At 37.1% G+C, this 18,564-nt stretch carries 16 protein-coding genes; 11 read left to right on the top strand and 5 right to left on the bottom strand.

All coding sequences use genetic code 11. The features are described from left to right. Positions 1-168 precede the first annotated feature (168 nt). The gene (locus FDO66_RS08605) at positions 169-1,071 is read right to left on the bottom strand and encodes an aldo/keto reductase (RefSeq protein WP_141432229.1); all 903 of its coding nucleotides are present in this window, start codon (positions 1,069-1,071) and stop codon (positions 169-171) included. A gap of 737 nt (positions 1,072-1,808) precedes the next feature. Here FDO66_RS08605 and FDO66_RS08610 point away from each other — a divergent pair. From FDO66_RS08610 to cstA, 3 genes are all read left to right on the top strand, one after another. After that, complete coding sequence (locus tag FDO66_RS08610; RefSeq protein ID WP_141432230.1) at positions 1,809-3,596, top strand: sensor histidine kinase; 1,788 nt, start codon at positions 1,809-1,811, stop codon at positions 3,594-3,596. Next, positions 3,571-4,314: a LytR/AlgR family response regulator transcription factor gene (locus FDO66_RS08615; protein ID WP_141432231.1), complete on the top strand. Its 744-nt coding sequence runs from the start codon at positions 3,571-3,573 to the stop codon at positions 4,312-4,314. The genes FDO66_RS08610 and FDO66_RS08615 overlap by 26 nt, the downstream gene beginning before the upstream one ends. A 142-nt stretch (positions 4,315-4,456) precedes the next feature. Then, complete coding sequence (gene cstA / locus FDO66_RS08620; RefSeq protein ID WP_141432232.1) at positions 4,457-6,250, top strand: carbon starvation protein CstA; 1,794 nt, start codon at positions 4,457-4,459, stop codon at positions 6,248-6,250. Positions 6,251-6,480: 230 nt separating this feature from the next. On the opposite strand, the gene FDO66_RS08625 is transcribed toward cstA, so the two are convergent. After that, a complete protein-coding gene (locus tag FDO66_RS08625) occupies positions 6,481-7,473 on the bottom strand; it encodes a cation diffusion facilitator family transporter (protein WP_141432233.1) in 993 nt (330 codons plus the stop codon). 464 nt (positions 7,474-7,937) lie between these two features. Between FDO66_RS08625 and FDO66_RS08630 the strand changes: the two genes are divergently transcribed. The 5 genes from FDO66_RS08630 (at position 7,938) to FDO66_RS08650 (ending at position 12,558) form a co-directional block, all read left to right on the top strand. After that, the gene (locus FDO66_RS08630) at positions 7,938-8,690 is read left to right on the top strand and encodes an amino acid ABC transporter ATP-binding protein (RefSeq protein WP_141432234.1); all 753 of its coding nucleotides are present in this window, start codon (positions 7,938-7,940) and stop codon (positions 8,688-8,690) included. Between the two features lie 20 nt (positions 8,691-8,710). Then, a complete protein-coding gene (locus FDO66_RS08635) occupies positions 8,711-9,568 on the top strand; it encodes a transporter substrate-binding domain-containing protein (protein WP_141432235.1) in 858 nt (285 codons plus the stop codon). Between the two features lie 112 nt (positions 9,569-9,680). Beyond that, the gene (locus tag FDO66_RS08640; protein WP_141432276.1) at positions 9,681-10,382 is read left to right on the top strand and encodes an amino acid ABC transporter permease; all 702 of its coding nucleotides are present in this window, start codon (positions 9,681-9,683) and stop codon (positions 10,380-10,382) included. Between the two features lie 26 nt (positions 10,383-10,408). Beyond that, complete coding sequence (locus FDO66_RS08645) at positions 10,409-11,134, top strand: amino acid ABC transporter permease (protein WP_141432236.1); 726 nt, start codon at positions 10,409-10,411, stop codon at positions 11,132-11,134. Between the two features lie 278 nt (positions 11,135-11,412). Further along, the gene (locus tag FDO66_RS08650) at positions 11,413-12,558 is read left to right on the top strand and encodes a uroporphyrinogen decarboxylase family protein (RefSeq protein WP_181444498.1); all 1,146 of its coding nucleotides are present in this window, start codon (positions 11,413-11,415) and stop codon (positions 12,556-12,558) included. A 173-nt stretch (positions 12,559-12,731) separates the two neighbouring features. Here FDO66_RS08650 and FDO66_RS08655 read toward each other — a convergent pair whose 3' ends face one another. Next, complete coding sequence (locus FDO66_RS08655) at positions 12,732-13,334, bottom strand: TetR/AcrR family transcriptional regulator (RefSeq protein ID WP_141432238.1); 603 nt, start codon at positions 13,332-13,334, stop codon at positions 12,732-12,734. Between the two features lie 201 nt (positions 13,335-13,535). Here FDO66_RS08655 and FDO66_RS08660 point away from each other — a divergent pair, with 201 nt between their 5' ends. Then, positions 13,536-15,005: a DHA2 family efflux MFS transporter permease subunit gene (locus tag FDO66_RS08660; protein WP_141432239.1), complete on the top strand. Its 1,470-nt coding sequence runs from the start codon at positions 13,536-13,538 to the stop codon at positions 15,003-15,005. A 224-nt stretch (positions 15,006-15,229) separates the two neighbouring features. Here the strand turns inward: FDO66_RS08660 and FDO66_RS08665 are convergent, their stop codons facing one another. Further along, the gene (locus FDO66_RS08665; RefSeq protein ID WP_141432240.1) at positions 15,230-16,111 is read right to left on the bottom strand and encodes a cation diffusion facilitator family transporter; all 882 of its coding nucleotides are present in this window, start codon (positions 16,109-16,111) and stop codon (positions 15,230-15,232) included. A 263-nt stretch (positions 16,112-16,374) separates the two neighbouring features. Here FDO66_RS08665 and FDO66_RS08670 point away from each other — a divergent pair, with 263 nt between their 5' ends. Continuing rightward, on the top strand, positions 16,375-17,028 hold the full coding sequence (locus FDO66_RS08670) for a GntR family transcriptional regulator (RefSeq protein ID WP_141432241.1): 654 nt from the start codon (positions 16,375-16,377) through the stop codon (positions 17,026-17,028). Between the two features lie 16 nt (positions 17,029-17,044). Then, positions 17,045-18,013: a DMT family transporter gene (locus FDO66_RS08675; RefSeq protein WP_141432242.1), complete on the top strand. Its 969-nt coding sequence runs from the start codon at positions 17,045-17,047 to the stop codon at positions 18,011-18,013. Positions 18,014-18,062: 49 nt separating this feature from the next. Here FDO66_RS08675 and FDO66_RS08680 read toward each other — a convergent pair whose 3' ends face one another. Further along, positions 18,063-18,479: a GNAT family acetyltransferase gene (locus tag FDO66_RS08680; protein ID WP_141432243.1), complete on the bottom strand. Its 417-nt coding sequence runs from the start codon at positions 18,477-18,479 to the stop codon at positions 18,063-18,065. Between the last annotated feature and the right edge of the window lie 85 nt (positions 18,480-18,564).

Genomic DNA, 18,564 nt, shown 5'->3' on the forward strand with positions numbered 1-18,564 from the left:
TAGATTCTATAAGAATAGTGTACGATATATGCAACTAGTTGTCTATACCAGCTGAGTAATTTTTATTTTTTTCTGAAAATAGGAAGTAAAACATGGATGAAGTAATAGCTTCCTGGTTTTTCTAACAATTTTGGAGAAGACCAGGAAGCTATAATCAATCATTTTGTTTTACGGCACTTCATGTCCCATTGAGCTGTGCAAAATATCAAACCATTGGTCAAGTGTCAGCTTAAATTTTAGCGATCGAACGGCACTGTCAATTCGATGAGTTTTACCTGAACCGACAATTGGCATCATCTTTGCAGGGTGATTTAATAACCATGCATAAAGGACTTCATCCATACTATTAGCATCTATTTCCTCCTGCACTTTTGTTAAAGTATCACGAAGCCTAGCTGCTTTTTCATCTTGGCTCGTAAAAATTTTCCCTCCAGCAAGAGGAGACCAAATCATCGGAGCAACTCTTTTTTCCAAGCATAAATTCAAGGTCCCATCTTCAATATTTTCTAACTGATAAGCAGATACTTCTATTTGATTCGTGATCAGCGGAAAGTCTAGATAAGACTGCAGCATATTCCATTGATGCTGTTTAAAATTGGATACCCCAAACGAACGTACTTTTCCAGATTCCTTAAGCTCAACAAATGCCTCAGCAACTTCCTCAGGATTCATAAATGGATCAGGGCGATGAATGAGTAATGTATCTATGTAGTCTGTTTGAAAATTTTTTAACGATTGTTCAACAGATAAAAGGATATGCTTTTTACTTGTATTATAATGATGAGATTGATGTGCAGGGCGGTTCGGTGAAGGTATCACTATACCGCATTTTGTGACAATTTCCATTTTATCTCGTAGTTCTGGTTTTAAAGAAAGGGCGTCTCCAAATAATTTTTCGCAAGTATATGATCCGTAAAGATCTGCGTGATCAAAGGTTGTAATCCCTTTTTCTAAACAATGCTCAATAAGTGATAAGGTTTCCTGGTCTGAATAGTCCCAATCGGCTAAACGCCATGAGCCGTGAATGATTCGGGAAAAAGATAAATCGTTGGTAAGGCGAATTCGATCCATTTTGAACACTCCTTTAAACTGAGTTAATACGTTTCTAGTTTAGAGGGGATGAAGCAGGAAGTCTAATTTTAAGAATTAGTGTAAGCATGAATTTTTTTTGTAGTGAGGTACCTAGCTTCAGGGATGATCAGGCGCTTTTCGCTTTTCTTAATAATATCAGAATTTACATCTGAAGTTAGATTACTGTCTAGCTCCAGCACCCTATCGACTAGAAGTGCTTCCCTCACCTCGTCTACGATAAGTCAACATCGAATCGCTATCGCTCTTCGTGTTTCCTATATCTCACTCGATTCAGTCTAGCACTTTACGTCGATGAGCAAGGGTGCTTCCGCTTTTCTTAATTGTCTAGCTCCAGCGCCTATCGACTAGCAAACTTCAGGTCATCTCCCTACGATAAGTCAACATCGAATCGCTATGCTCTTCGTGTATCCTTTATCACGTTTTAACGGGCAGTAAGATATGACCTAAAAAATGTACAGTGGATAAAAAACTGCCCGTAAAAACCTGATCGGCTCAGGCTAACCATCAGGGAAAAACACCCTGATGGAAGGTTCGCCTTATCTCAGTCGAAGCCCCTCCAGTTTGTATGTCGATGACCAAGTCGCTTCCGCTTTTCTAATAATACACAAAAAAGTCATATTTCAAAGTGGAACTAAGAGAAAAATCACGGTATGTTTAATATAAATAAAGATGTAAAACCTGCTCGATGAAATCAACCTGAAGGATGGTGATGAAAGTTGATCAGTTTATTGCCAATGATGCTTGAAAGAGTAGGGATTCTCGTTGTTTTTGCCTTTTTACTATCGAGGATGAAGTCGTTTCGGGACATGATTCATTACAAGCACGGATACATTGATAAAGCATGGATGATTGTGATCTTTGGAATGTTTGGAATCATTAGTAATTATATAGGCATTCAAATTCAAGGGGATGCTGTTCATTCACAAACGTGGCATTTTGATCTTAATGATGAAAGCGCAATCGCGAATACACGTATATTAGGTGTAGTGATTGGAGGTCTTTTAGGTGGACCTGTTGTTGGTACAGGAGTAGGGATAATTGCAGGGGTTCATCGTTTCACTTTAGGAGGGTTTAGCTCGATAGCTTGTGGAATCTCGGCTGCTATAGCAGGTGTGTTATCAGGATTAGTCGGAAAAAGATATCGTTACCTAGGGAGTAGTGCTTTACTTTTTTCAGCTATATTCGGAATTTTAATGGAAGCGCTTCAAATGGGGATTATTTTGTTTGTAGCGAAGCCATTCTTACAAGCATTAACTCTTGTTAAAGTAATTAGTTTGCCAATGATTTTAATGAACGGTATAGGTATTTTCCTGTTTATGCTCATTATACAAACTATTTTTCAAGAGGAGGAGCGAGCGAGGGCACTTGAAACGCATAAAGCTCTTTTTATTGCCGATCAAACACTTCCTTTTTTTCGAAAGGGTCTTAATGCTCATTCCTCAAAAGAGGCAGCTGAAATTATTTTGAAATGGACGAATGCAGATGCCGTTTCGATCACAAATGAACAGCAAATCCTAGCGCATGCGGGAGTTGGTGCAGACCATCATATTCCATTACAGAGCTTGGCTACAAAACTAACACATACCGTATTAGAGTGTGGTCATATTATAAAGGCCAAGTCACAAGATGAGATACAATGCTCGCATCAAAACTGTCCGTTAAAGGCCGCACTTGTTATGCCTTTAAAAATACATTTTCATACGGTAGGTACATTAAAGCTTTATTTTACAGATCCAAAAAAACTTGATCAAGTAGAGGAACAGCTAGGCGAAGGGTTAGGGAAGCTTTTTTCAACTCAGCTGGAGCTAGGAGAAGCTGAACTGCAAAGTAAGCTATTGAAAGATGCTGAGATCAAGGCCTTGCAGGCACAAATTCATCCTCATTTTTTATTTAATGCGATCAATACGATTTCTGCTTTATGTCGGACAGATTCGGAGAAAGCTAGAAGGCTGCTGTTAAAATTAAGCGTTTTTTTCAGGAGCAATTTGCAAGGTGCGCGGCATATACTTATTCCCCTTCAAAAAGAGCTTGAGCATGTAGAGGCATATCTATCATTAGAGCAAGCACGCTTTCCAAATAAGTATAAAGTATGCCTTTCGATCGAACCTTTACTTGAGCAGGTATTGATTCCTCCATTTACGCTGCAGCCTTTAGTGGAAAATGCTATACGCCATTCCTTTTCAAAGCCTTTTGATAAGAAGAATGGGATTGTGACCGTGCGCGCCTTTAAAGAGAATGATCGAGTAGTGCTGATGGCAGAGGATAATGGGAAAGGCATCTCTTCTGAATTAGTCGATTCACTAGGGAAACAGGCTGTAACTTCAATAGAAGGGACAGGAACCGCTCTATATAACATAAAAAAGAGAATGAGTGAGATTTACGGGGAGGAAGCCTCCTTTCAGATCGAAAGTCAGTTAGGGAGTGGAACGAAGGTAATCATTCAATTGCCTCTTAATCATATAAGCTGGGGTGAACAACATGATCAAAGCGTTTGTAGTAGATGATGAGCCATTAGCACGAGACGAGCTAATGTATTTGCTCCGTAGAACGAAGCTTGTGGATGTGATAGGGGAAGCAGAGGGGATAGAAGAAGCTCTTCTTTTTATCAAGGAATTGAAACCAAGCGTTGTCTTTCTTGATATTCAGCTAGCAGAGGAAAATGGATTGGAATTAGCTAAAAAAATGCTAGATTTTGAAGAAGTACCAGAGATTGTTTTTGCGACCGCTTTTGACGAATATGCGCTGAAGGCTTTTGATGTCAATGCGGTAGATTATATATTGAAGCCTTTTGATGAGCAAAGAGTTCAGCAAACCATTGAAAAACTTGAAAAGAGACTTGAGCAAAGCGAAGACCATCAAGCTGCTGTTCAGGATAAAGTATCAGGTTTAGATCGAACAGGAAAATTAGCGATTCATACAGAAGATCGGATCATTCTCCTGCAGGTCGAAAATATTATTTTTATCGGATCGATGGATGGGAAAACATTCATTAAATCAATAGAGCGGGAGTACAAAGTGTCTGATCCGCTTGTTGTTATTGAACGAAAGCTAAAAAATACATCGATCGTCCGAGTACATCGCTCTTTTCTAGTTAATTTCGATGCCATAAAGGAGATACAGCCATGGTTTCATTCGACTTACAATCTGTTAATGAAGGATGGATCTAAGGTTCCTGTTAGCCGGACTTACGTAAAATTATTGAAACAGATGTTAAATATATAAACTGTTATATAAAAGTTTGTGCATTTCAAACCATTATTATGGTTATTCATCTCCAAACTCTTGCATTCTACTGTGAAAATCATAGATTGCTTCTTTCATTTTGTATGATGGATTCAGACAGATTGAAGGAGGTTTATCATTAATGAATGCAGTAACAATAGTCATTGGTTCTATGTGTATCCTGATGATCGCATATCGATTATACGGTACGTTTATGGCAGCCAAGGTGTTAAAGTTAAACGACTCTAAGCCGACTCCTGCCCATGAATTAAATGATGGAAAGGATTATGTTCCTACGAATAAATGGGTAACCTTTGGTCATCATTTTGCAGCCATTGCAGCGGCAGGTCCTCTTGTTGGTCCTGTATTAGCCGCTCAATTTGGCTATTTACCTGGGCTATTATGGCTTTTAATCGGGGCTGTGATAGGTGGTGCGGTTCATGATGCCGTAGTTTTATTTGCTTCCATGCGTAAAAAAGGGAAATCATTGTCTTTGGTTGCGAAAGAAGAGTTAGGACCGGTAGCTGGGTTTTGTACGGGACTAGCAATGCTATTTATTATTACGATTACGATGGCAGGACTTTCTATGGTTGTTCTACATGCATTGGAAAACAACCCGTGGGGAACCTTTGCTGTAGGGATTACGATTCCAATTGCCATGGGGATCGGACTTTTTTATCGAAAAACAGGAAATTTAAAATTAGCAACAACGATTGGATTTATTTTACTATTATTAGGAGTGTTTGTTGGACCAACGATTCAAGAAACGATCATAGGGAATTGGTTAACCTTTGATGCCAAAACATTGGCCATTATTCTACCAATCTATGCTTTTTTTGCTGCGGCTCTCCCTGTGTGGCTGCTGCTTGCCCCGCGCGATTATTTAAGTAGTTTTATGAAAATTGGGGTATTTGTTGCTTTAATTGCAGGTGTATTTATTATTAACCCTTCAATACCGTTCCCAGCCGTTACGAAATTTGTGAATGGAGGAGGTCCTATTTTAGCTGGACCTGTGTGGCCATTTATTTCGATTACGATTGCTTGTGGAGCCATTTCAGGCTTCCATGCCTTTGTTGGTTCTGGTACAACTCCAAAAATGCTAGATAGATGGAGTGATATAAAAGTAGTTGGATTTGGTGCGATGCTTGTAGAGTGTGTCGTTGGTGTCATGGCACTAGTTGCAGCTACTGCCTTACAGCCTGCCGATTATTTTGCGATCAACTCGACTCCAGAAGTTTTTAAGACGCTCGGAATGAATGTAGTTCATCTTCCTGAACTCAGTAAGGAAATTGGACTAAGTCTAGAAGGCAGAACAGGTGGAGCGGTAACGCTTGCCGTTGGGATGACATACATTTTTACTAAGGTGCCATGGTTTGCGCAGTTGTCTTCGTATTTTTTCCAATTTGTGATTATGTTTGAAGCGGTCTTTATTTTAACAGCGATCGATGCTGGGACACGCGTGGCTCGATACCTTATTCAGGACTTCTTCGGTGAAGTGTATAAACCGTTGAAGCGAGTCGATTGGCTTCCAGGAAATATATTTGCGAGCGCATTAGCTTGTTTCTTGTGGGGATACCTCCTTTTCTCCGGTGATATTGGATCCATTTGGGCGCTGTTTGGTGTATCCAATCAAATGATGGCCTCTATTGGTCTCATTATTGGGGCAACGGTCGTTTTAAAGATAGCTGATAAAAGAAGATACATGCTTACCTGCCTGATCCCACTTGCGTATTTATTTATTACTGTTAATTATGCAGGCTATTGGATGATCAAAAATGTTTATTTAAATCCTGCGGCAGCTGGTTACAGTGTGATGAATGCTGTCATATCTATCATTATGCTTGTTTTAGGGGTTATCATATTAGTAACAGCAGTGAGAAGCTGGATTAAAATATGGAACTCACCAAGGGCGCAGATCGATGTATTATCGGCTTAATAGCACATTGAAGTAAAAGAAAACTATAAGTATCTATAATCAAATTTAATATTATAAAACAACACTCTTCTGATGAGGCTGTTTTTAACAACCTTTCAGAAGGGTTTTTTATGTCTCCGAAAGAATAGCATTAGAACACTATTTTTTTATATAAAAAAATAGTGTTCTAATTTTTTATTTGGTACAGCAACAATCTCGAGGATTAAATTTATTATGAAGCCAAATTAATATTATGAATGTGCAGTATGTTGTCGAGCATGATCTGTATGATAGTATTCATGTTTATGAAATAAGGCACCTGGTTCTTCTAAAGGATCTACATGTACTTGAATAGAGGATATATGTTCTATATCATGTTGCAATTGGTGTATAAGGTTTTTGACGACATTGTGCCCTTCTTTAATAGACAGGTTTGAGTCTATAGTTATACTTATGTCTATAACAATTTCATGACCTAACCAACGTGCTTTCACGTCATTCACATTTCGAATGCTTTTTATTTTGGAAGCGGATTTTGTAATGTTATCAATATACTCTGGTTCGATACCGTCTAACAATCTTGTGAATATCACTTTAGCAGAATCTTTTGCAGTAAATAATATCATCACTGTTATGATTAAACCAATAATTGGATCAAGTATTGGATAACCAAACCATGTCCCTAGCACACCAATCAAAACTGCAAGTGAAGTCCAGCTATCAAATCTAGCGTGATGACCATCAGCGATTAGTGCAGCACTTCCCATGCGTTTACCCATACGAATTCGATATATTGCAACAATTTCGTTCCCGACATAGCCAACAATAGCAGCTATCGCTGTTAAGCCCAAATGATCCACCTGTGTTTCATCAGAGAGTTTATTCAACGTCTCATAACCAGCAATAACTGCACTTACAAATATAACAAATACGATAAATAATCCTGCAAAATCCTCACTTCTTTTTAATCCATAAGTAAATCTTTTTGTAGGAAGTTGTCGGCTTAATACAAAAGCAATCCATAGTGGAATGGATGTTAGTGCATCGCCAAAATTATGAATGGTGTCTGCTAATAAAGCAGCACTTCCTGTCATCGTTACTATGACTGTCTGAAAAATAGCAGTAAGGAGTAATCCGATTAAAGAAATGAGTAATACCTTTGTACCCTCTTTGTTCTTTATTAAACTTCCATTTACTCCTCCATGTGTATGAGGATGACCATTATGATGATGTTCTAGCCCCACTCTAGTTCCCTCCTAAAAAGTTTATAGGTTTATACTCAACAAAGTAAATAAAAGCCTTCAATCTCTTAATAAAGAAGAAATTGAAGGCTTCCGGTAGACCAGTCAGCTATAAATATATCGGATTACTTGGTTTAGGAAAATATAAACATACTTACAGGCAAAAGTCAATGACTTTACGAAGGGAGATAATTCTAACTTAATCCAAGCTTTAACGCGGTTTTTATGCTGAAAAAGTTATATATATTTATAACTAAGAGATGAGAAAAAAACTATAATTCCTACTTTACAGGTAGAAATAGTTGTGTTAGATTTTGGTTATTATTTAATACTTGCCTACTGGACAACCAATGGCACCGTGAGATTCATAAAATCGAATCTTTCGGGCCTATTTTTTTTCCCTGGGAAAGAAGGATATGAAGTTTTATATGAAATGGATACAATGTCAACATGATAGGGGGGGCAAAATGATTGTACTGAAAAACATAAGAAAAAATTTTAAAAAGAATCCAGTATTAAAAGGAATAGATCTTGAGGTACATAAGGGTGATGTTCTAGCAATTATTGGCCCAAGTGGATCTGGAAAAACAACACTGCTTAGATGCATAAACTATTTGGAGCGCCCTGATAATGGTCTTATATCAGTTGACGGATTTTCTGTAGAAGGGACTCATCCGTCAAAGCACGATACTCTTAAGTTAAGAAGGAAAACAGCTATGGTTTTTCAGCATTACAACCTGTTTAAAAATAAGACTGTTATAGAGAACGTTATGGAAGGACTTATTGTAGCAAAAAAAATATCTAAGAATGTTAGTCGGGATTTAAGTTTTACATTGCTAAAAAAGGTAGGTCTTTCAGAAAAAATCAACGAGTACCCTTCGCAGCTTTCTGGAGGGCAGCAGCAGCGAGTTGGCATTGCTCGTGCACTCGCATTGAATCCGTCCGTTATCCTTTTTGATGAGCCAACCTCGGCCCTTGATCCTGAGATGGTAGGTGAAGTACTATCGATTATTAAAAAAATTGCAAGTGAGGGCATTACCATGGTTATTGTTACCCATGAAATAGATTTTGCTCGAGATGTTGCGAACCATGTTGTTTTTATGGACGAAGGAGTAATTGTTGAACAAGGACCTCCACAGGAAGTATTAGTACATCCAAGACACGAGCGTACGAAACAATTTCTAAAAAGGCTGGTTCGAGAACCAGAGTATACAATTTAAAGAAGAGAGGTCATATTTCAATGAAGAGATTATGGATAACTGCAATTTTAACATTAGGACTTATTTTTCTTATAACAGGCTGCTCTCAAAGTACAAATGCAGAAAACAAAAATGCAAATCAGAAGCAAACAGTAGTAAAAGTTGCATTAAGTGATGAAATTAATCCTCCGTTTCTTTATACCGATGATAAGAACAATCCTATTGGCTATGACATCGATTATCTTAAAGCACTTGATAAGAAGCTGCCAGGATATAAATTCGAATATATTTTTGGGGAAGAAGAATCGAACCTCGTTGGCGTTAGTTCAGGAAAATATAATTTTGCAATCAACTGGTTCTTTAAAAATCCCGAAAGAGAACAGAAATTTCTCTTTCCACAACACGAATTTGGTTATTCTTTAACTTCATTAGTTACCAAGAAGGGTCGAAACGATATCAAAACATTAGATGATATGGTGGGTAAGACGTTTCCACCCGTTTCTCCAAGTGGCGGATTGCGCAGCATTCTTAATGGTTACAATGAAAAGCATCCAAATAACCCTTTAAAACTCGAAAGCATTGATAACCCTTCTACTGCAGATAACTTGAAAAAAGTTTCTAATGGAGAAGCAGATGCCATTTTCATTAATGTTACTACTTTTAAAGAAGCACAGAAAACGCTAAATCTGGACTTAAAAGTGGGTGGAGTCGTTTCGAAGGAACCAATATGGGTTGTATTTAATAAAGATCAAAGTGACTTAGCAAAGGAAATTGATAAGGCAACTGAAGAACTGACTAATGATGGTACTCTTTCAAAATTAGCTGAAAAATGGTTTAAAGTAGATTTCTTTAAAGATCTTGATTATATCAATAAAGAAGGCTTCCAATTTGAAAACTAACCCCGAATAGAAGATGCTCTGATGTGATTTAAAGCAGTAGACACTGTATATAAATTACATCAGAGTTATTTATTAAAACTGAAAGTGTTCTTAACTTCAGGAGGTGAATAAGATTATTAGCTCAAGTTTTCTTGAATGGTTGAACTTATTTTTAAGAGTATTGGAGAAACTACCGCTCACATTACTAATGATGGGACTTTCCTTTCTATTTTCTATCATTTTAGGTGTACTTGTCGCAATGGTAAGAATTAAGAAAAGAAGGCTACCTTATGTAATTGCATCTTTTTACTTGTCTTTTATGCGGTGTACCCCGATATTGGTTCAGCTCTTTCTTGTCTATTTCGGGCTGCCGCAACTTCTCTTACTTGTAAATATTGATATTAATGGATGGAATAGACTCGTGTTTCTTATTATTGCGTTTTCATTACATACTGCTGCCCCTTTATCCGAGGTCATCAGATCTGCTTATTTAGCAGTTGGAAAAGATCAATTAGAAGCAGCTTATAGTGTGGGTATGAGTTATTTTCAAGCTTTGAGAAGAATCATATTACCACAGGCATTTGTCATTGCTTTACCGAATTTGGGAAATAGCATCATCGCTTTGCTCAAGGATACATCTCTAGCATTTACTATTGGCATCATCGACATTATGGGACAAGTAAGGATTATTTTAGGAAACAATTACGGGATTGGCATGTTTGAAGTCTACTTTATTATTTCACTGGTATACTGGGGAACCTGCATTGTAATTGAGACGATTATTAAATATATGGAAAAAACATTTAAAAAAGGACGCATCAGTATATCCAAGTAATCAATTTTTGAAGGTAGTGATCGAAAGTGTCCATTATCAACGTAGACTTTGCTCTGGAGCAATTACCAGAAGTGCTCAAAGGTGTTCCTTTGACACTAACAATCGCTGTTATTTCAATGCTTCTTGGCTTCGTTTTCGGCCTTTTGATTTCTTTATGCAGAATATTTAAAGTGCCGTTACTAAATAAGATGGCAGTTCTGTACGTTTCATTTTTCAGAGGAACTCCATTAATTGTCCAGCTATATGTATTTTTCTATGGTATTCCTATCTTATTGGAATGGACGAACAAGTATCTCGGATGGAGCTTGGATGCAGATCAAATTTCTCCTTTGATCTATGCTCTGATAGCTTACACTCTAAATACTGCTGCTTATCAATCGGAAATCTTTCGTGCTGCATTAAATTCAACAAATGCCGGACAGATGGAGGCTGCATACTCAGTAGGTATGACAACAGTTCAGGGACTATGGAGAATTCTTCTGCCACAGGCGCTTGTTGTGGCACTTCCCAATTTAGGCAACACATTTATTGGCCTTATAAAGGCAACCTCATTAGCATTTGCAATCAAAGTTGTGGAAATTATGGCTATGGCAAAAATTATTGCAAATGATGGCTATAATTATTTGGAAATGTATTTGGATGCATCGATAATATATTGGGTACTTTGTTTTGTGTTTGAAAGAATTTTTGCAATTCTTGAGAATAAATTAAGGAGCCATGAATTGAAAATGGATATTGATGTGTCTGAATAGGAACGTAAAGTAAAAACGATGCTACCTTGAAGCGTAGCTTCAAGGTATGTAAAACAAAGCTTCATACTAATGATTTAACAATCCCTTTTATCAAAAGTATTTATTAACAAAGCCTATAGATAAAAAGGAGGATAAATAGGTTATGTGCTAAAATATCCTCTTTAATTTCAGTAACAATTTTTTGTGAAGTTCTGAGCATTGATGAGCTATAAACAATTATATAAATCATAGCAAAATGGTTATGTAATATATCTATTTTCTAAATGGGGGAATTTTATATGAATTCAAATTGGAAAATAAACAAAGCTGCTACTCATGTATCACAAAGTAAGGATGGTAAAACAAGTGGAATTGTTCAATTAACGCCTTCAATACAGACAGATTCATTTAAAATGCATTCGGAAAAGATTCAAAAGATTTATACTTTTACAAAAAGGAATCAAACTAAGGGGAATATTGAAAAAATATTAGAAGGAGAAAAAACAGATTTTCCTTCTATCAGTTTACATAAACACTTCCCGCTTGTTGATAGAAATCCATCTAAATTTGTAGATGCAACACTCAATTTCCAAAAAAAATTTAAATCTGACTATGTGAAAATAAGCTACAACGGTCTGTATTCAATTGAAGATTGGGGATCACAAATTATATGGCCAAGCGATGACTTTCAAGTAGGTAAAGTTGTTAATTATGCAATAAATAAAAAATCTGATTTGAAAAATATTAAAAAGCTTTCTGTATTAGAAGGAGCCTTAGCTAGAGAAGTAACTGTTACGAAAGAGATAGTGAGAAAGATTAATGGGGAAGTTCCTGTAATTGGCACAGTTTTTAGTCCATTAACTACCCTATACAAAATGAGTGGAAACCGTTTGTTTGAATTTATTCAAGTATACCCAGAAGCACTTCATCACGCACTTGAGGTAATTACGGAAACCACTCGCGACTTTGTTAATGCTTTAGTTGAATCGGGTATTGACGGGATATATTTTGCCACTCAACTGGCTACCACAAACATCTTGTCAGTAATTGATTATAACGTTTTTGGCCGGTTTTATGATCTTCAGGTTTTAGATACAGTTCAAAATCGAACATGGTTTAATATTTTACACATTCACGGAGGTGAACCAATGTTTAAAGAGCTACTGAATTATACCGTAGAGGCGATAAATTGGCATGATAGAAAGGTACCTCTTTCATTAAAAGATGCTAGAAAACTTACTGATAAAATACTAGTCGGAGGAATTGATCAACAAGAAGTGTTAGAGAATGGATCTGATAATGGTGTGGAAATTCATTTGAAAGAAGCGGTATCTCAATTAAACGACAACAAGTTTGTCTTAGCGCCAGGATGTGTAATTCCATTAACTGTACCTGATAATCGACTTTCCCTTGTAAGAGATATAGTAAATAATATAAAGAATTGACTTTTAGAGGTGAAGGAAAGTAATCGGAATTTTTTGTAGCCTCTCCGTTTTGAGTGGGATAAATTTGTTGATACCTGATGCTAACAAATTGTCCCGCGTCTTAAGTGACAGTTTTAAAGTTACCTCTTAAAAAATATTAAATGCCACAAACCGGAATTTGTGGCATTTAATATTTAATAAAACAAAGGCTCCAGCAAAGACTTGTTAAAGTTCTCTATGATTTCTTCTGCTGTATACCCATTTTTTTGACGGAGGAAAATATACATTTTTGGATTGATGGAAGAAAGAAGAGTATGGGCCGTAAAATCTGCATTTATTGGACGAACTACTTTCGTTTCGATTGCTTCCTCAAGTAATAAACGAATTGTATTATGCATAAAAACATAGGGTGGAGCATCATAAAATGGTTTTTTTGTTTTTTCACAGGTTGTATAGGATTGAATGGCTTCAAATAGGCGCGAATGTTGTTCTACATAATATAGCAACCGTTTAAAAATAACTTGTATCCTTTCTTTTACGGATATGGCTTTAGCATCCTTTAAATATTGAATTGTTTCTTCTTGTAAGGATTGGAAATGTTCTTTCATTAAATCCATGCAAAGATCGCCCTTATTTGCATAGCGTCGATACATCGTTCCTTGCCCTACTTTTGCAGCTTTTGCAATTTGATGCATACTGACATTCTCAACCCCATATTTAGTAAATAAAAACTCAGTCGTTTGTAATATCGCTGCACTAATTTCTTTTGCATCTCTCCGTTTTGTAGAACTAGACATACAAAAAAATTCTCCTTTCCGATCATTCGTTCTATTTATTTGACAAACGGACAATTGTCCGCTATTATTTCAAAGTAAACGGACAATTGTCCGCAGGAAAATGTTTAATCATACTATGCTCTTTCTTATTGTAAGCATTGATCGAAACTAGGTCAATGGTAAGGGACTGGTATGAAATTGATAACAAACGGAGGGTTACGAATGTCTTCAGAAGCGACGACAGATGTCCATACGGATCAGGTATCATCTGTAAAAGAAATTATCGCACCGCTTTTGGCTATAATTGTTGGAATGTTTATGGTTATTTTAGATGGAACGGCAATGAATGTTGCACTTCCAGGCTTGGTCACAGATTTTAAAAGTAAACTCTCTGTTGTTCAATGGACAATTACTGGATATGCGCTTGCGCAAGCGGCCGTTATTCCGCTTGCAGGCTGGCTTTCGGATCGTTTTGGGGCAAAAAGAGTTTTTCTCTTTTCCGTTATTATGTTTACGATTGGGTCCGGTTTATGTGCGTTCGCTTCAGGAGTGGAGCAGCTTATCATTTTTAGGATTATTCAAGGACTTGGTGGTGGAATGGTAGCTCCTATTGCGATGGCTTTTACTTATCGCCTTAGCCCCCCAGATAAAGTAGGGGCAGTGATGGGGATGATTGGGATTCCTATGCTCCTTGCACCAGCACTTGGCCCATTATTAGCTGGCTGGTTTGTCGATTATGCTAGTTGGCATTGGATTTTTATTATTAATTTACCAATTGGTGTCATCGCGGTTTTGGTAGGGATCCGTACATTGCCGAACCTTGCACGTCAATCCGTACCTTCACTTGATTTTCTAGGCATGCTTCTTGCACCTATTGCTTTCGCTTCAATTGCCTATGGGGTTAGTGAAGGTGGAACAAGCTGGACATCTACGAAGACGATTACCGGTTTAATTGTTGGAGGAGTAGCATTAATCCTTTTTGTCATTGTAGAGCTTCGACGTAAGCAGCCACTTTTAGAACTTCGTGTCTTTCGTTCAGCTGATTTTACTCGAGGGATTATCGTTCAATGGATTACACAAATCGCCTTGTTTGGCACGATGTTTCTTGTTCCGTTGTTTCTTCAGCAAGGAAAAGGCTTTAGTGCATTTGATTCAGGGTTAGCTGTCCTTCCTCAAGCGATTGCAGCAGCCGTATTTATGCCTATCGGAGGTCGTTTATTTGATCGTTTTGGTGCAAGACCGGTTGTTATTGCTGGTCTAATATCTGTTACATCGGCGGCGTTCTTATTATCGGGTATTTCTGCAGAGGACGGAGCAAGGGCGCTTATTCTTCCTTTAGCCCTTCTTGGTGCTGGGATGGGCTTGTCTATGATGCCATTAAATACTCATATCATTCAAGCTGCTCCAGCAAATATTGTTAGCCGTGTCACCTCGCTTACAAATGCTGCTCAGCAAGTTATGATGTCATTTGCAGTCGCAGGATTGTCGACGATTTTATCGGAAAGATTAAAGGAACATATGAAGGAGGGGCATCAGCCTCTTGAGGCTTTATCGACTTCCTTTGGCGACACATTTTTTGTATTAATGTCGATCGCGATCATAGGGATGATCTTAAGTCTTCTGCTTAAAAGACCGAAGAAAGCAAAAGATGGTGCGGAAAAAACAGAAGTACCTGTTATGGCTGGGCATTGATATAAGAAAAGTGAAAGCGCCTTGATCATCGGCGTACAAACTGGAGGGGCTTCGACTGAGATAAAGGATACACGATGAGCGACAGCGAATCGATGTTGACTTATCGTAGGGAGAAGACCTGAAGTTTGATAGCCGATAGGCGCTGGAGCTAGACACCAGTCTAACTTTAGAACTTATAAATTCTGATAAGATAAAAAAGAAGGCAGGGAGCACCTGTCTTCTTTTTATTTCACTATTTGATTAACTGGCTCAATATGAATCAATGTATGATAAATCTTAAATTTCTTTTTCATTTTTATTTCGATTTTTTCTGTAATATCATGGCTTTCTTTTACGCTTAATTGAGGATTTACTTCAATAACTACGTCCAATAAAACATGATTTCCATGTCTTCTTGCTCTAATATCCTTTACTTCCTTCACACCCGATGTATTAATAATAGCTTCTTTGTATTCCAACAGGTACTCTTCCTCATTAAATCCATCCGTTAAGACATTAGCAGTGTCTCTAAAAATTTCCAGAGCTGTTTTACAAATAATTAAACCAACGATAATAGCTGTAATGGCATCGAGCCATGGATAGCCAAATTGAGATCCGATAATTCCAATAAAGGCACCGATACTTACATAAGCATCCGATAAATTATCTTTTGCAGCGGCCATTAATGCTTGATTATTAATCCTTTTGGCTAATCTTGAGTTGTAGAAAAAAACAACAAACATGACACAAGCAGAAATTAAGGCTACCCATGCCGCTGTAATATCAGGAGTTCCATTGCTGCCTTTAACAAATGAAACAATTGCATTGCGAATGACTTCAACCCCGATAAAAGCCATAATAAAAGAAGCAATAAGAGCAGAAATGGTTTCAGCTCGGAAATGACCATAAGGATGATTTTTATCCGGAGGTCTACGAGAAATCTTTAGCCCGATGAGAACGGCGAGGGAAGCGACTATATCTGACGTATTGTTTAGTCCATCAGAGAAAAGAGCTTCAGAGTTTGTATACCTTCCTACAATAATTTTTAGCAAAGACAGTAAGATATATGTAAAAATGCTAATCCAGGCGCCTTTTTCTCCTTGTTTAATATCATTATAACTTTCCATAAGTACCACCAACTTTTTAAAATCAGAATTTATTAATGAATCTACACGTTTCACTGCAAAATATATGTGCTTCCTGCGATTTATTATTTAACAGAAATGATCATAACATTCCATATATGAGTGGGTCTATAGAAACAGTTTTTTAGTTAACAAAAGGATATAGCTTACATAAATGATCTTTGTATAATAAAATTTTGTTGAGGGAATGCAAAATTTAGAGGAGGAGCATTGATACAATAACTAATATGCGATATATTGGTTTTATGGAAAATATGAATATTAAACCCATTAAACGATCTTCCTTTAGGGATGAAGTGTATGTGTCGCTAAAAAAAGCGATTATTATGCTAGAAATGAAGCCTGGACAGCGTTTGAATGACAAGGAATTGGCGGAGAAATTTCAAATTAGCCGTACGCCTGTAAGAGAAGCGATCAAGCGCCTTGAGGATGAGGGGCTTGTAGAATCTGTTCCTGGTTCAGTGACGCGTGTAACAGAGATTAATTTAGAGGAGGCAAGGCATGCATTTACCGTTGTAGCAGCCTTACAATCTTTAGCAGCACGACTCGCTATTCCACGATTAATTGAATCAGATTTTGAAAAATTGGAATTCTTTAATGCACAGTTAAAAAATTCAATGACGAATCTAAAAATTTCAGATGCAATTGAAGCGGATGCAGGTTTCCATAATGTTTTTTTACAGACTGCAGGGAACCCTGAAATAGTTTCTGCTTTAGATCGCATTTTGCCAAAAATTTATCGCCTGGAAATTTACCAATTTGGTTCAACTCAAGGTTTTAAATCAGTTGAACAACACAATGGAATTATCGAAGCCTGCCGGAAAGGAGAAAAGGATTTAATTGGCAAGCTAGTGGAAGAAAATTGGTTAAGTCTTGGAGAAATTTTAACTCGACAGTAAAAGTGAGGTGAATGGGTTGCGTCCGATTATATTAGGGGTTTGTTCGGCTTTCTTTTTTGCGTTTGCTTTCATTTTAAATCGGTCAATGGAATTATCTGGCGGGAGTTGGATATGGAGTGCTTCATTAAGGTATTTTTTTATGATACCGATGCTATTTTGTATTGTAGCCATTAGAAAAAATGTACGGCAACTTTTTCATGAAATGAAAAAACAACCGCTTCAATGGTTAATATGGAGCTTTGTCGGATTTGGCTTATTTTACGCTCCTTTATGCTTTGCGGCGGCGTATGGTCCGGGCTGGCTTATTGCTGGAACATGGCAAATAACGATTATATCTGGTTCTTTGCTGGTTCCGTTTTTTTATGAAACGGTACAAACAGCAATGGGAACTGTTCAAATAAAAGGAAAAATTCCTTTTCAAGGTCTTTTGATGTCTTTGATAATTTTATTGGGTGTAGCTCTTATGCAGTTTGAGCATGCGACAGAGCTCTCAGTTAAAAGTGCCATATTATGTGTTGTTCCTATCATAGTGGCATCGGTTGCCTATCCGCTCGGAAACCGGAAAATGATGATCGTATGCTCCGATCGACTTGATGTTTATCAACGAGTATTAGGAATGACGATTGCAAGCTTGCCTTTTTGGGTTATTCTTTCTATTATTGGAGCCTTGACAGTCGGAGCTCCTGGGGAGGGACAGATCATACAATCAGGTTTAGTAGCCCTTATTCCCGGTGTGATTGCAACAGTACTATTTTTTTCAGCAACAGATATGGTCAAAGGGAATATGCAAAAATTAGGGGCGGTAGAGGCGACTCAATCATTAGAGGTTGTATTTGCGACATTAGGTGAGATCATTCTATTATCTAGTTTAATTCCATCATATATCTCATTAGTTGGAATGCTGCTTGTTATTATAGGTATGGTATTACATAGCTATGTATCAACGAAAAAGCCAAAATTGAAAAATGAATCCATTAGTGCTTAAAAAATAAGGGCGATCAAAACATGTTTTGATCGCCTTTTCACGCAAAAGATTATTTTTTATCAATCCATTTTTCCATAAACACTAATTCATCTTGATTAAAGCCTAGCTGCTCATAAAATTTTTGTACTTTTGTATTATCCATTTCGATTAATAAATTGATTTTCTCACAGCCAATTTGTTTAAATCGTTTTTCGAGCTCTTTCATTATTTGTGTCCCTAATTGTTTGCCTTGATATTCAGGATGAACGGCTAAATGATTGACCCATCCTCGTCGACCATCGTAGGTGCCCATGACAGCGCCAATGATTTTATGATTTTCCTCTGCAACAAAAAATAAATCTGGTTCTCTTTCTACTATTTTTTTCAGCCCTTCAATCGAATCAGAACGGCATATTTGAATGCCTGCACATGTCCATAATTCAATCACTGCCTCATAATCTTTGAAAGTAAAATTTCGAAATTCCATTGCACACCCACCTAATGAGAAGAATAAAAAATAAATAAGTTATATTCGATAAAAAATCTTGGAAATCGATAAAATATTTAAAAAA

It is taken from the genome of Bacillus sp. 03113 (assembly GCF_006546985.1).
Lineage (GTDB): Bacteria > Bacillota > Bacilli > Bacillales > Cytobacillaceae > VATK01.

Bases quoted from the DNA above. Each gene is read 5' to 3' on its own strand.
- FDO66_RS08605 (WP_141432229.1), bottom strand. From the start codon at position 1,071: ATGGATCGAATTCGCCTTACCAACGATTTATCTTTTTCCCGAATCATT.
- FDO66_RS08615 (WP_141432231.1), top strand. From the start codon at position 3,571: ATGATCAAAGCGTTTGTAGTAGATGATGAGCCATTAGCACGAGACGAG.
- cstA (WP_141432232.1), top strand. From the start codon at position 4,457: ATGAATGCAGTAACAATAGTCATTGGTTCTATGTGTATCCTGATGATC.
- FDO66_RS08630 (WP_141432234.1), top strand. From the start codon at position 7,938: ATGATTGTACTGAAAAACATAAGAAAAAATTTTAAAAAGAATCCAGTA.
- FDO66_RS08635 (WP_141432235.1), top strand. From the start codon at position 8,711: ATGAAGAGATTATGGATAACTGCAATTTTAACATTAGGACTTATTTTT.
- FDO66_RS08650 (WP_181444498.1), top strand. From the start codon at position 11,413: ATGAATTCAAATTGGAAAATAAACAAAGCTGCTACTCATGTATCACAA.
- FDO66_RS08655 (WP_141432238.1), bottom strand. From the start codon at position 13,334: ATGTCTAGTTCTACAAAACGGAGAGATGCAAAAGAAATTAGTGCAGCG.
- FDO66_RS08660 (WP_141432239.1), top strand. From the start codon at position 13,536: ATGTCTTCAGAAGCGACGACAGATGTCCATACGGATCAGGTATCATCT.
- FDO66_RS08665 (WP_141432240.1), bottom strand. From the start codon at position 16,111: ATGGAAAGTTATAATGATATTAAACAAGGAGAAAAAGGCGCCTGGATT.
- FDO66_RS08670 (WP_141432241.1), top strand. From the start codon at position 16,375: ATGGAAAATATGAATATTAAACCCATTAAACGATCTTCCTTTAGGGAT.
- FDO66_RS08680 (WP_141432243.1), bottom strand. From the start codon at position 18,479: ATGGAATTTCGAAATTTTACTTTCAAAGATTATGAGGCAGTGATTGAA.